The sequence below is a fragment of the Roseibium sp. SCP15 genome (assembly GCF_040329435.1).
GTDB lineage: Bacteria > Pseudomonadota > Alphaproteobacteria > Rhizobiales > Stappiaceae > Roseibium.
Genome location: NZ_JBDZYI010000002.1, coordinates 861,583 through 875,339, shown reverse-complemented (window position 1 = coordinate 875,339; position 13,757 = coordinate 861,583). Strand labels below are relative to the sequence as shown.

Sequence of the window (13,757 nt, the reverse complement as noted above, 5' to 3'; positions counted from 1 at the left end):
AGCATTTGTCCTTCATGGTTGACCGCTGCAGATCGTGTCACAGGAGCCGGTATTGCCTTCAAAGATTTCCAGACCCCTGGCCTGTGCCTCCCTCATTGTTTCTCTCTTTTCCACCTCGCTCGCCTGGGCTGAGGAGAAAGCAAGTTGCGGGGAGGAGGCGCCCTGCGAGATTGAAAACGGGCAGTACTACATTCATCTGCCTGAAACCCGGCAGGATGACGGGCCGCTCGGGGCAATTCTCTATCTTCACGGCCATCGCGGCAAAGCCCTGAATGCGATCCGGAACAAGGGCTTTCAGCGGATCGCGGATGAGTTGGGAGTTGCTTTTGTTGCGGTTCAGGGCGTGAACGGAACCTGGTCATTTCCGACCGCACCGCGCAGCCTGCGCAACGAGTCCCAGTTTTTTGACGAAGTGCTGGACGATCTGGCCAGCCGTTTCGACATCGACAAGGATCGCACAATGTTGTCCGGGTTCTCGTCGGGAGGTTTCATGACCTGGTATCTGGCGTGCGAAGATTCCGGGCGCTTTTCCGGCTATGCACCGATTGCCGGCGCATTCTGGGAACCTCTGCCTGAAAACTGTCCGACCGAGAACCCCTATCTGTTTCATGTCCACGGAACCAGCGACACCGTAGTTCCCCTGGCCGGCCGCTGGCTTGGCGGCGGACAGTGGAAGCAGGGAGACGTCTTTGAAAGCTTTGACGTCTGGCGTCGCCAGAACGGTTTGACCGACGCCAAGCCGCAGAAGCTGACGGACGGCAATCTGGAATGTGAGCGCTGGACGCCGGAGGGGGGGCTGTTTGAGCTTTGCCTTCATGATGGCGGTCACAGCGTGCAGGCAAACTGGATCAAGCGCGCCTGGCGCGAGCTGGGCTCCATGAAAGGCTGGAACGAAAAGAGCTGAAGCTCACTCTGCTTTAACAGGAAAGTGAGGTGTGGTGTCCTGCTCGTTCACTCCGCGGAGTTGACGGGAAGGGGGCTATATGGCCATTTTCCGAAAAGCATTCGTGAGTTCATGATCTTAGGTGACCCGTGTCCCAATCCCCCGCCGCCCCCGGTTCTCTTGCCGGTCTCGTCGTCCTTGATCTGTCGCGCATTCTGGCCGGTCCGACCTGTACCCAGATCCTCGGAGATCTTGGCGCCGAGGTCATCAAGATCGAACGGCCCGGACGCGGAGATGATACGCGTGGCTGGGGACCTCCCTTCCTGAAAGATGGTGACGGCAACGAGACCCAGGAAAGCGCTTACTATCTTTCCTCCAACCGCAACAAGGCTTCCGTCGCAATTGATCTGGCCAGCGAAGAGGGTCAGAAAATGATCCGGGAGCTTGCCGGGAAGGCCGACATTCTCGTCGAGAACTTCAAGGTCGGCGACCTGAAACGCCGGGGTCTGGACTACGAGACGCTCAAGGTCCTCAATCCGAGGCTGATCTATTGTTCGGTTACCGGATTTGGTCAGACGGGTCCTTATGCCCACAGGGCGGGATACGACTTTCTCATCCAGGGCATGGGCGGCATCATGTCTTTGACAGGATTTCCAGACGACGAGGGTGGCACGGAAACGAAATGTGGTGTCGGGATTGCCGATGTCATGTGCGGAATGTACGCGACCGTGTCGATCCTTGCCGCACTCAATCACCGTCATGAAACCGGCGAAGGTCAGCATGTCGACATTTCGCTTCTGGACGCACAGGTCTCCTGGCTGATCAACCAGGGGGTCGCCTATCTTGTGTCGGGAGATGTTCCCGGCCGCCTTGGAAACGGCCACCCGACAATCGTTCCTTACGAGACTTTCCCCGGCGCCGATCAGTCGTTCATCATTGCAGTTGGCAACGACAGCCAGTTCCAGAAGTTCTGCGATGTCGCAGGGGCGCCGGAACTCGCGTTGGATCCGCTCTTTGCGAAAAATGCCGACCGGGTCAGAAACCGCAAGCAGCTGATCCCCCTGATCCGTCGTCTGACGATCGAAAAATCGGCTGCGGACTGGATAGGACTTCTGGAAGAGGCGGGCGTACCCTGCGGTCCAGTCAACGATCTCGGTCAGGTGTTTTCCGACCCCCAGATCGTTGAACGGAACATGCGCATCACGCTGCCGCATCCGCTGAGTGGCACGGTCGATCTGATCGGGTCACCGATCAATCTGGAAAAGACACCCGTCACTTACGCCAAGGCGCCACCGCTGCTCGGTGCGGACACCGAAGATGTTCTGACACGCCATCTCGGGTTGGACACATCAACCCTTGCTGATCTTGCCGAAAAGGGCATTGTGGACCTGGGCGCTGGTGCCCGTAACGAAGGAAATTCAGACTCATGACCACCGGTGCCGATATCATCGCAGGCAAACTCCATGCTGCGGGCTGCCGCCATGCTTTCGGGATACCCGGGGGAGAGGTATTGGCGCTGATGCAGGCGCTTGATCAGGCCGGATTGAATTTTGTGCTGGTGAAGCATGAAAATGCCGGCGGCTTCATGGCGGAAGGCGGGTGGCATGCCGATGGCGCGCCGGGCATACTGCTGGCAACGCTCGGACCGGGCGCGGCAAATGCCGTCAATGTGGTTGCCAATGCCTGGCAGGACCGGGTGCCGCTGATCTTTCTGACGGGCTGTGTCGATCATGGCGAAGCGGAAAGCTATACCCATCAAGTTTTCGACCACCAGCAATTGCTGCGCCCGATCGTGAAGGCCAGTTTTTCCGCTCGCCTCGGTGCTCTGGACGTGATGATGGAAAAAGCGCTGGCGATCGCGCTCGACGGGCAGCCGGGGCCGGTTCACATCGACGTGCCGATCAATGTTGCGGAAACGGAAACGGAAGAAAGCTGGTCGAAGACCTTCCAGTCTGCACCCGTTGCGACAGCGCCGGTTGCTGGGCAGGACCTCGAAACGGCGCTGGAATTGTTTGCCGCTGCAGAGCGGCCGATTGCAATTGCCGGTGTCGATGCGGTCAATGAAAACGCCTCGGCCGTGATCACCGAATTCTGCGAGAAGTTCCAGATACCTCTTGTCACCAGCTACAAGGGCAAGGGACTGCTTGACGAGAACCACCCTTTGGCCATGGGGGGCGCAGGTCTGTCTCCCAAGGCAGACGGACACCTGTTGCCGCTGATCAACCAGTCCGACTGCATTCTTCTGCTTGGCTATGATCCAATCGAAATGCGCGTCAACTGGCGAAATCCCTGGCATGCTGATGCCTCGGTTATCGATGTCACGCCGGTCCTTCGAACCCATGGCATGCATAGTGTAGCGGCAACGCTGCGCAGTGCAGTCGCGCCGGTGCTTGACCGGCTGAGCGAGGCAAGGGATCCGGCCAAGATCACCTGGCCGAAGAAAGAACCTGCGAGGGTCAGGCAGGAACTGGAAGACGCCTTTCAGCCGGAGGCCTCTGGCTGGGGACCGGGAACGGTGTTTCACACGCTGCGCGAGATCATGCCGGCGGACACAGTGGCGACGGCTGACAGCGGCGCACACCGCATCCTCGTGTCTCAGGTCTGGCGGTGCCCCATGCCTCGCCAGATGCTGCAGTCGTCAGCGCTTTGCACCATGGGCTGCGCGGTTCCGCTGGCGATGGGACACAGGCTGGTCGATGGTCCGTCGCCTGTCATCGCCTTTGTCGGCGATGCCGGTCTGGAGATGTGCCTCGGCGAATTGTCCACCCTGAGGGACCTGAAAATTCCGGTCATCATTTGCGTGCTCGTTGATACCAGTCTCGCCCTCATCGAACTCAAGCAGCGCGGCAGCCAAAGGCCGAATGTCGGAGTTGATTTCGGCGAGACCGATTTCCCGGCTGTGGCCAAGGCCTATGGCGGTCACGGGGTCTGGATCGAAAACACCGAGGATCTTGCAAGGGAAGCGGAAGAGGCCTTGAAGCGGGATGGCTTCACGCTGCTTGCCTGCCGGATATCCCGGCGTGCTTACGACGGAACCTTTTAGTCGGCTATTGGATGACTGGACCTTCCCCGCATGTGTGCTTATGCTGCACCTGCGAAGTAAGCGTGGCCTTGGGCGGGAACCGAAGGCTCGGGAGGGACAAGAATGATAGTCTGCCGAACCAAGGCGGATATGCGGGAAACCGTGCGCAGCTGGAGGCGCGAGGATGTCAGCATTGGCCTGGTGCCCACCATGGGATATCTGCACGAAGGCCATTTGGGCCTCGTCCGCCTCGCTCACGAAAAGGCCGATAGAGTTGTCACAAGCATCTTTGTCAATCCGACGCAATTCGGACCGAACGAAGATCTGGAAACCTATCCGCGGGACGAGGACCGCGATCTGGCGCTTTTGAAAGCCGAAGGCGTGCATGCGGTGTTCATGCCTCCTGTCGAAGAAATGTACGGTGCGGGCGGAGATGCCCATGTCGAGGTTCCCGGTCTTTCCGGGATACTGCAGGGCGCCTTGCGCCCCGGGCACTTCCGCGGTGTCTCGACCGTGGTCACCAAGCTCTTCAACATCGTCACGCCTGATCTGGCCGTGTTCGGCGAGAAGGACTATCAGCAGCTCACCCTGATCAAGCAGATGGTGCGGGATCTGGACATGCCGCTGGAAATCATCGGTCACCCCACGGTGCGCGAAGCCGACGGACTTGCCATGTCATCCCGAAATGTCAGGCTTTCCGCAGATCACAGGGCCGACGCGATTATTTTGAACCGAGCGCTCGATCTGGCCGCCGAGCTGGCGGGAACAGGTCCGGCAATCGCTGATCTCGAAGCGCTTGTCCACGCCACACTTGCGACAGCTGCCTCCGCCGAAGTCAGGAGCGTCGACATCCGCGATGCCGCGACACTGTCTGAACTGTCCGGGACGCTGGACCGACCGGCGGTAATTTTGCTGGCCGTTCGCTTTGGCGACGTTTTGCTGATCGACCAGCGCGTGGTTGCGCCTGCCAGCTAATTCTTCTCAGCCTCAAGCCCCTTTGAAAGGACGCCGCATGAGCTCTCAGAAACCTGTCCGCCGTATCACCACGCCGCAGATCGCCAATCGCAAGGGCGGCGACCCGATTGTTTCGCTGACCTCCTATCACGCGCACACGGCGGCGATTGTCGACAAATATGCAGACTTCATTCTGGTCGGCGACAGCCTTGGCATGGTCATGCATGGCATGGAATCCACCGTCGGTGTTTCGCTTGATCTGATGATCATGCACGGCAAGGCGGTGGTGCGCGGCACACAACGGGCGCTTGTCGTTGTCGATATGCCTTTTGGTACCTACGAGGAAAGCCCGTCGGAAGCCTTTCGCAATGCAGCGCGCGTGATGAAGGAAACGCAGTGCGGTGCGGTAAAACTTGAAGGCGGTGTTCGCATGGCGGAGACCATCCGTTTTCTTACTGAGCGCGGCATTCCGGTCATGGCCCATATCGGCCTCACCCCGCAATCGGTTCACGTGATGGGTGGGTTCAAGACGCAAGGGCGGCATGAGGATGATTGGGATCAGCATTTCGAGGATGCGACCGCCGTGACCGAGGCAGGGGCTTTCGCCGTTGTTCTGGAAGGCATGGTCGAGCCGCTGGCCGCTCAGATCACCAAAGAGATTCCCGTCCCGACCATCGGCATCGGTGCATCGGCCGAATGTGATGGCCAGATTCTTGTTCTGGAAGACATGCTCGGTCTCAATCCCACACCGCCAAAATTCGTCAAGGTTTACGGCAACCTCGGTGGCCAGATCGAGGCGGCTGTCAAAGCCTACTCGGATGAGGTCAAGGACAGAAGTTTCCCGACCGAGGCGCAGGTTTATCGCTGAGCGTCCGCTTTCGGAGCAGACTATTGGAATAAACGCCCGATTTTCGGCTGCACATGTTCAGGAAACTGACTAGTTTCAGGTCATGCTGATGATCCGACCAAGTTTCGATACGCTCTATGAAGCGCTGATGGCACGCGATCCGTCTTACGACGGGCGCGTATTCGTGGGTGTGTCCTCCACCGGAATTTTCTGTCGGCTGACCTGTCCGGCGCGAAAGCCGAAGCGGGAAAACTGCACCTTCTACGACACGGTCGGTGAATGCATCGAGGCAGGTTTCCGCCCCTGCAAGCGCTGCAAACCAACCACACCCGAAGCAAGCGCTGACCCGGTGGTGAAGTCGTTGATCGAAGCGCTTGAACAACGGCCGGGATACCGCTGGGGCGAACCGGATCTTGTTCGCATGGGGCTTGAACCCTCCACCGTTCGCCGTGCGTTCAAACGTCACTTCGGCATGACATTTCTGGAAATGGCGCGGCAACGGCGCTTGCAGGAAGGTTTTTCGACCCTGGCCGGAGGGGGCAAGGTGATTGATGCGCAGATCACGGCAGGGTTTGAATCGCCAAGCGCGTTCCGGGAGGCATTCGCAAAGATCCTCGGTCAGGCCCCCGGATCATTTTCGCAGGACCCGTTGTTGGTGGCCGACTGGGTCTCGTCGCCTCTCGGGCCGCTGATCGCAGTGACCGACAGCACCCAGCTTCATCTTCTGGAATTTCTTGACCGCAAGGCCCTGCCTGCCGAGTTCAAGAAGTTGCTGACCTTTTCCAAAGGACGGATAGGGTTCGGGCGGACCGAGATCACGGACCAGATCCAGGAGGAGCTGGATCACTTTTTTGCAGGGCGCAACGGTGTTTTCGAAACCAGGCTGGCACTTCATGGGTCCGCCTTCACACGCGATGTCTGGCGGGAGCTTTTGAAGATTCCAGCGGGTGAAACGCGCAGCTATTCAGACCTTGCCAGAACGATGGGCAAGCCTGAGGCCGTGCGTGCGGTCGCAAGAGCCAATGGGGCGAATCAGATTGCGATTGTGGTTCCCTGTCACCGCGTTCTCGGAGCCGATGGGTCGCTGACCGGATATGGCGGTGGGCTGTGGCGTAAACAGCGCTTGATCGAGCTTGAACAAAGTTACGGCTCTCAGTCGCGCTCTGCAGGATGAAGTTTGAAAAAATGCATCAGGCCTGATGAAACTCGAGATTGTCGAGAACGAGTTGGCGCAGCGGTTCCTCGGGCAGGGCGTCGCTTACCATGACATCCATCGACGCGATGTTACCAAGCGTGACCATGCCGCCTTTCTGATACTTCGATGAATCAACAGCCAAAAGCGTTTTGCGGGAGCGTTTCATGGCGCTTTCGACATTCGACACTTCCCAGTGATCGTCATCGCTCATTTCACCGTCCGGTTCGATGCCGCTGACGGAAATGATTGATATATCGAAGCGAAACCGGCTGATAAAGTCCGAAGTCGGCTCGCCGAACACCGATGCATCGACATGGCGGACAAAGCCACCTGGTATAGCCACCGTGAAGTCCCGGCGGTCCTTCAACAACATCGCAGCTGCGAGGGAATAGGTGACGATCTTCAGGTCGCGCCTTTGATTGAGTGCGCTTGCAACGGCTTCGCAGGTCGTGCCCGCGTCGATGAAAACAGACGCGCCGTCTTCCACGAGCGAAGCAACTTTGTAGCCGATGCGTTGCTTCACATCCGCGGATGCCTGCCGTCGCAACAGGTAATCTTCGCTGTTCAGCGCACCGACATAGGCCGCGCCGCCATGGGTCCGGCGCAAGCGGCCCTCCACGTCCAGCAGGTTGATATCCCGTCGAATGGTTTGTTCGGAAACTGACAATTTTTGAGAAAGATCCTCAATCCGCTCATATCCGGACGACTTGAGAATCTCCAAAAGTCTGGATTGCCGCTGTTGCTTTCCCGAAGCAGTCATTCTGCATTTCCCCTTTTCCGGCAAATATTTAAAGCAGCATCCGTCACATATGTCCACGTGCCATATTTGTCCGATAAGTTACAAAACAATCCAGAAAACACAATTTTTGTAAGAAAGTTTACAACAGAATGTCATTAAACTAACATACATTGTCACGAAGATAACAGCTGACCGATCTTTCGTGGCATTTGGGAGGAATAGATGTCTGACAAGCTGCATAATTACGTTTGGAAGTTCACCAGCAAGAAACTTAGCCGTCGAAATGTTTTGGCCCGCGCGAGCGCTCTGGCCATGTTTGCCGCAGTGGCCGGGTTTTCTGCCGTTGATTCCGGCTTTGCCGCCGAGCCGAAAAAGGGTGGCGACTTCGTCATGGGTCTGAAGGGCGGCGAGAGTACGAACTCGCTCGATCCTGCACTGTCCACCAGCCACGTGACCGCAAAAGCGCTGCGCACCTATGGTGAAACGCTCACCGAAGTGAGCCCGGACGGCGAAGTGATCGCCCGTCTTGCTGAAAGTTTTTCGCCGCGCGACGGTGGTAAGTCCTGGGATTTCCAGATCCGCAAGGGCGTAAAGTTCCACAACGGTCAGGAGATGACCGCGGAAGACGTGCTGAAAACCATGCAGCGCCACTCGGACGAGAACACCAAGTCCGGCGCTCTCGGCATCATGCGCGGCATTGAATCCATGGAAGTCAATGGCGACACCTTCACGGTTCACCTGTCGACGCCGAATGCCGACCTTCCTTTCCTCATGTCGGACTACCACCTCGTCATCCAGCCGAATGGCGGCCTGGACAATCCAGGCGCGGGAATCGCGACCGGACCCTACAAGGTGACGGCAGACGAGCCGGGCCTGCGCTACAAGTTCGAGAGATTCGAAGATTACTGGGACGATAGCCGCGGTCACTATGACAGCGTCGAGATCATCGTGATCAATGACGACACCGCCCGGGCAAACGCGCTGCAGTCCGGTATTGTCCATGCCATCAATCTGGTTTCGCCCAAGACCGCGAAGCTCATGGCCCGCAACCCGGCCGTCAAGATCGAGACCACCTCGGGCAAAGGTCACTATATTTTCGTGATGCATGTCGACACGCCGCCGTTCGACAACAAGGACCTTCGCATGGCCTTGAAGCACGCCGTCAACCGTGAGGAACTGGTCGACAAGGTTCTCGCTGGCTACGGCAAGGTCGGCAACGACACGCCGATCAACGAGGCCTACCCGTTGTTCGACAACACGGTTCCACAGCGGACTTTCGACCTCGAGAAGGCGAAAGAATACTATGAGAAGTCCGGTCACGACGGTTCTCCGATCATCCTGCACGTTTCTGACGCAGCCTTCGCTGGCGCTCTGGACGCGGCACAGCTGTTCCAGCAGAGCGCAAACGCGGCAGGCATTCCGCTTCAGCTGAAGCCGGAACCGGCTGATGGATACTGGTCCGAAGTCTGGAACAAGAAGCCGTTTGCGGCATCTTACTGGGGTGGTCGTCCGGTGCAGGACCAGATGTGGTCCGTTGGATACCTGTCCACCGCCGACTGGAACGACACGCGGTTCAAGAATGCCGAATTCGACGCGATGCTTCTTGAGGCCCGTGCCGAACTGGATCCTGAAAAACGTCAGGAAACCTACGGCAAGATGGCCCGCCTCGTCCGCGAGGAAGGCGGCCTGATCAATCCGATGTTCAACCAGTATATCGATGGCATGGCCACCAATGTCGACGGATGGGCGACCAACCCGGAAGGCGACATGATGAACGGTTTTATCGCCGTCAAGACCTGGTTCGAATAAGGCGGATCGAACGTGCCTACGCACCTGATCCTGTTGGTCATCCAGCGCTTGGCGCTGGGTGTCCTGCTCCTTCTGGCGTCGTCGGTCCTCATCTTTGCGGGAACCCAGATCCTGCCGGGTGATGTCGCGCAAGCCGTGCTTGGACAAGCGGCGACACCAGAAGCCATTGCGAACCTGCGCGAGGAAATGGGACTCAACGAACCGGCCGTGTCCCGCTACCTGAAATGGCTTTTCGGAGCCGTGCAGGGCGACTTCGGCAACGCGCTCACCAATGGTGCTGACATTGGGGCCTCCATATCGAAGCGTCTGGGCAACACGCTGTTCCTGGCCTTGTGGGCGGCCGTCATATCCGTTCCCCTGGCGATCCTGCTCGGTCTCATTGCGGTCCGGTTCCGCAATCGCTGGCCGGACCGGCTCGTTTCCGCGATGTCGCTAGCAACCATTTCGGTTCCTGAGTTCGTCATTGGCTACGTCTTCATGTTCTTCGTTGCGGTGAAACTGCGCTGGGTGCCGTCGGTTTCCATGATCAACGATTCCATGAGCCTGATGCAGAAGCTTCAGTCGATTGCCCTGCCGGTCATTGTTCTGACCTTCGTGGTGCTCGCCCACATGATGCGCATGACGCGAGCCGCGATCCTCAATGTGATGGAATCGCCCTATATCGAAACCGCCGAGCTCAAGGGGTTGTCCCGCTTTGCGGTGATCACGCGGCATGCCTTGCCGAACTCCATTGCACCGATCGTCAACGTGGTGATGCTCAATCTGGCTTACCTTGTGGTGGGTGTCGTCGTGGTGGAAGTGATCTTCGTCTATCCCGGCATGGGGCAATACCTCGTCGATCACGTTGCAAAGCGGGACATTCCGGTGGTGCAGGCAGCCGGTCTGATTTTTGCGAGTGTCTACATTCTTCTCAACATGGCGGCGGACATTATCGGCATTGTTGCCAATCCCCGTTTGAGACATCCCAAGTGAGGCCCTCATGACGATGCGAATTCCAGTGAGCGCCCTCATCGGGCTGACCATGATGGCCTTCTTCTTCAGTCTGGCGGTCTTCGCCCCGCTCATCGCCCCTTACGGGATCGGTGAAGTCGTCGGCGATGTCTGGGAGCCAATGTCGGCCAAGCACTGGCTCGGTACGGACAATATCGGCAGGGATCTGCTGACGCGCATGATCTACGGGGCAAGAACAACGATATTCATTGCCTCCGCGGCAACCGTGCTTTCCTTCACTCTCGGAACCTTGCTGGCGCTCAGCGCTGTGGTTCTTGGTGGCTGGGTCGACATGGCATTGTCCCGCTTCATCGACCTGATCATGACGATACCGACGCTGATTTTTGCGCTGGTTGTCCTGTCGGTCGTGCCGACATCCATCCTCATCCTCATTGTCCTGATGGGGCTTCTGGATACCACGCGTGTCTATCGTCTCGCGCGTGCAGTCGCGGTCGACATCAACGTCATGGACTATGTCGAAGCAGCGCGTCTGCGCGGTGAGGGCACCAGATGGATCGTCCTGCGGGAAATCCTGCCCAACGCCCTGTCACCCCTGGTCGCCGAACTGGGCCTTCGTTTCATCTTCATGGTTCTGTTCATCTCCACCCTGTCATTCCTCGGACTTGGCGTGTTGCCGCCCGATACCGACTGGGGCGCCATCGTTAAGGAAAACAAGGAAGGCCTGGTCTACGGCATTCCGGCTGCGCTGGCCCCGGCCGTTGCGATCGCGACGCTCGCGATTTCGGTCAACCTCGTCGCCGACTGGGTGCTCAACAGGACCACAAGCCTGAAGGGAGGCCGCAATGCGTGAGGCGGTGGCACACAACCTCGTTGAGATACGTGGCCTGAAAATCGGTGCGACGGTTTTCACTCCGGGTGAAAAACCGAAGAATGTCGAAATCGTCCACGGGGTCGATCTCAATCTGGAAAAGGGCAAGGTGCTGGGCCTGATCGGAGAATCGGGCGCCGGAAAATCCACCATTGGTCTCTCCACGCTGGCCTATGGCCGGGGCGGCATCCGGATTACCGGTGGTGAGATCTTCATCAACGGCATCGACATCCTGAAGAACAGTGTGGGTGAGCTTCGGGATCTGCGTGGCCGCCAGGTGACCTACGTGTCCCAGTCGGCAGCTGCCGGTTTCAATCCGTCCAAAAGGCTGATGGATCAGGTGGTTGAATCCTGCCTGAGCCACAAGCTGTGCTCACGCAAGGAGGCGGAGGAACGGGCGGTCACGCTCTTCAGGAAACTCGGTCTGCCCGATCCCGAAAACTTCGGCAAGCGCTACCCGCACCAGGTCTCCGGTGGCCAGCTTCAGCGTGCGATGACGGCCATGGCCCTTTGCCCGGAGCCGGATCTGGTGATCTTCGATGAACCGACAACGGCGCTGGACGTTACGACGCAGATCGATGTGCTGGCCTCGATCAAGGAAGCCATCCAGGACACCGGTGTCGGCGCTCTTTACATCACGCATGATCTTGCTGTTGTGGCACAGGTTTCCGACCACATCATGGTGCTCCAGCACGGACGGATGGTCGAATACGGAACAACCGACCAGATCATCAACAATCCGCAGAAGGATTACACCAGAGCGCTGGTATCGATCCGCTCGACCATTCACGATGAAACGCCTGCCAAGGGTGAACCCGTGCTCAAGCTGGACAATGTTTCGGCTCGCTACCGGGGACTGAATTTCGACGTGGTCAAGGATGTCACGCTGGAAATCCATCCTTCTCAGACGCTTGCGGTCGTTGGCGAGTCCGGGTCCGGAAAGTCGACGCTGGCACGCGTCATGACAGGGCTCTTGCCGCTTCGTCAGGGCTCGGTCTCCTTCAATGGTGAAACCTTGCCGGCAGCGCTTGAGGAGCGCAGCAAGGAACAGCTGCGCGAACTGCAGATGATCTATCAGATGGCCGATGTGGCGATGAACCCGCGTCAGACCATCGAAACCATTATCGGCAGGCCTCTGGAATTCTATTTCGGCATGCAAGGGGCTGAAAAGCGCGCACGGGTCATCGAACTTCTTGACGAGATCGAACTTGGCGAGAGCTTCCTGAAGCGCTACCCGGCGGAACTCTCCGGGGGACAGAAGCAAAGGGTCTGCATCGCGCGGGCTCTGGCCGCAAAACCCCGGTTGATCATTTGTGACGAAGTCACCAGCGCTCTTGATCCGCTGGTGGCCGACGGGATCCTGAAGCTCCTCCTGAACCTTCAGGAGATCGAACATGTCAGTTATCTCTTCATCACCCATGACCTTGCAACGGTTCGTGCTATCGCAGACACGATAGCCGTGATGTACCAGGGCAACGTGGTTCGCTACGGCCCGAAGTCGAAAGTTCTCGAACCGCCGTTTGACGACTACACCGACCTTCTGCTGTCGTCCGTCCCGGAAATGAAACTGGGCTGGCTCGAAGACGTGATATCAACCCGTAAAATGGACAGTGCAGGCAACTGATGGACTCGCGGCTTCTTCTGATCATTCTTGACGGTGTGCCCTGGCGCAACTGGCGATCACTTTTCGGCAACCTGGAAGGCTGGGTGGACAGCGGTGACGCACGAGTCTGGCGGATGCGCTCCGTTCTGCCTTCCATTTCGGCGTCCTGCTACGCATCGATCCATACCGGTGTCACACCTGCCGTTCATGGGTCGACGGGCAATGCCAATGTGTTCCGGCTATCGGTGCCCGACATTTTCTCCGAAGTGCGCAAATCAGGTGGCAAGACCGGTGCGGTGACGCACTCCTTCTGGTCTGAGTTCTTCAATCGCGCACCATTTGATCCGGTTCGCGATATCGAATACGACGAGCCTGACAGTGCGTCGATCAACCATGGGCGCTTCCACACCATGGCCGGTTACGGTCACGCCAACCAGATGACGCCGTCCGACGCGGATCTGTTTGCCACGCTCACGATGCTGAGCGAGCGGTTCGGCCTGGACTACGGCATATTGCACACCTGCACTCTCGACAGCATGGGACATCGCTTCAAGCATGCTTGCGAGGAAATGGATCACGCCTGCGCGCATATGGACGAGACACTCGCGCCCTACCTCTCGCGCTGGCGCTCAGCCGGGTACGAAGTCATCGTGACCGCCGACCATGGCCAGAACGACCGGGGGCACCATGGTGGACGAAGCGAGGACCAGCAGGACTTTGCGCTATACTACTTTGGCGATGCGCCGGGTCCAGCTGCCGATACCCTGTTGCGTCAGACGCAGTTGGCGCCGACAATCCTGAACCGGTTGGGAGTTCCAATTCCGCAGTCCATGACGGATGAGCCATTTTTATAACGGAGCAAGGACCGCGCGCTGCGGAAGGTCTG

12 protein-coding genes are annotated in these 13,757 nt (G+C 58.3%); 11 read left to right on the top strand and 1 reads right to left on the bottom strand.

The genetic code is table 11. From position 1 onward, the window contains the following. Positions 1-52: 52 nt before the first annotated feature. The 6 genes from ABLO27_RS11410 (at position 53) to ABLO27_RS11385 (ending at position 6,880) form a co-directional block, all read left to right on the top strand. On the top strand, positions 53-904 hold the full coding sequence (locus ABLO27_RS11410; RefSeq protein WP_353032994.1) for an alpha/beta hydrolase family esterase: 852 nt from the start codon (positions 53-55) through the stop codon (positions 902-904). 128 nt (positions 905-1,032) lie between these two features. Further along, positions 1,033-2,313 carry a CaiB/BaiF CoA transferase family protein gene (locus tag ABLO27_RS11405; RefSeq protein ID WP_353032992.1) on the top strand — a complete coding sequence of 427 codons (1,281 nt, stop codon included), beginning with the start codon at positions 1,033-1,035 and terminating at the stop codon, positions 2,311-2,313. Next, positions 2,310-3,926, top strand: coding sequence for a thiamine pyrophosphate-binding protein (locus ABLO27_RS11400; RefSeq protein ID WP_353032990.1), 1,617 nt, complete (start codon positions 2,310-2,312; stop codon positions 3,924-3,926). The genes ABLO27_RS11405 and ABLO27_RS11400 overlap by 4 nt, the downstream gene beginning before the upstream one ends. 102 nt (positions 3,927-4,028) lie before the next feature. Next, on the top strand, positions 4,029-4,880 hold the full coding sequence (gene panC / locus ABLO27_RS11395) for a pantoate--beta-alanine ligase (protein WP_353032988.1): 852 nt from the start codon (positions 4,029-4,031) through the stop codon (positions 4,878-4,880). A 37-nt stretch (positions 4,881-4,917) separates the two neighbouring features. Further along, entirely contained in the window at positions 4,918-5,727 is an 810-nt protein-coding gene (panB, locus tag ABLO27_RS11390) for a 3-methyl-2-oxobutanoate hydroxymethyltransferase (protein ID WP_353032987.1), read from the top strand. Between the two features lie 82 nt (positions 5,728-5,809). Continuing rightward, the gene (locus ABLO27_RS11385; protein ID WP_353032985.1) at positions 5,810-6,880 is read left to right on the top strand and encodes a bifunctional transcriptional activator/DNA repair enzyme AdaA; all 1,071 of its coding nucleotides are present in this window, start codon (positions 5,810-5,812) and stop codon (positions 6,878-6,880) included. Between the two features lie 16 nt (positions 6,881-6,896). On the opposite strand, the gene ABLO27_RS11380 is transcribed toward ABLO27_RS11385, so the two are convergent. Beyond that, entirely contained in the window at positions 6,897-7,661 is a 765-nt protein-coding gene (locus ABLO27_RS11380) for a DeoR/GlpR family DNA-binding transcription regulator (RefSeq protein ID WP_353032983.1), read from the bottom strand. A gap of 201 nt (positions 7,662-7,862) precedes the next feature. On the opposite strand from ABLO27_RS11380, the gene ABLO27_RS11375 reads away from it, so the two are divergent. The 5 genes from ABLO27_RS11375 to ABLO27_RS11355 are packed head-to-tail and all read left to right on the top strand — an operon-like array spanning position 7,863 to position 13,725. After that, a complete protein-coding gene (locus ABLO27_RS11375) occupies positions 7,863-9,449 on the top strand; it encodes an ABC transporter substrate-binding protein (protein WP_353032981.1) in 1,587 nt (528 codons plus the stop codon). 12 nt (positions 9,450-9,461) lie between these two features. Further along, positions 9,462-10,421 (top strand): ABC transporter permease, encoded by a 960-nt coding sequence (locus ABLO27_RS11370; protein ID WP_353032979.1) that lies wholly within the window; start codon positions 9,462-9,464, stop codon positions 10,419-10,421. A 7-nt stretch (positions 10,422-10,428) separates the two neighbouring features. Continuing rightward, a complete protein-coding gene (locus ABLO27_RS11365; RefSeq protein ID WP_353032977.1) occupies positions 10,429-11,250 on the top strand; it encodes an ABC transporter permease in 822 nt (273 codons plus the stop codon). After that, on the top strand, positions 11,243-12,892 hold the full coding sequence (locus ABLO27_RS11360; protein ID WP_353032975.1) for an ABC transporter ATP-binding protein: 1,650 nt from the start codon (positions 11,243-11,245) through the stop codon (positions 12,890-12,892). The genes ABLO27_RS11365 and ABLO27_RS11360 overlap by 8 nt, the downstream gene beginning before the upstream one ends. Then, positions 12,892-13,725 (top strand): alkaline phosphatase family protein, encoded by an 834-nt coding sequence (locus tag ABLO27_RS11355; RefSeq protein WP_353032973.1) that lies wholly within the window; start codon positions 12,892-12,894, stop codon positions 13,723-13,725. Before ABLO27_RS11360 ends, ABLO27_RS11355 begins: the two co-directional genes overlap by 1 nt. Positions 13,726-13,757 lie beyond the last annotated feature (32 nt).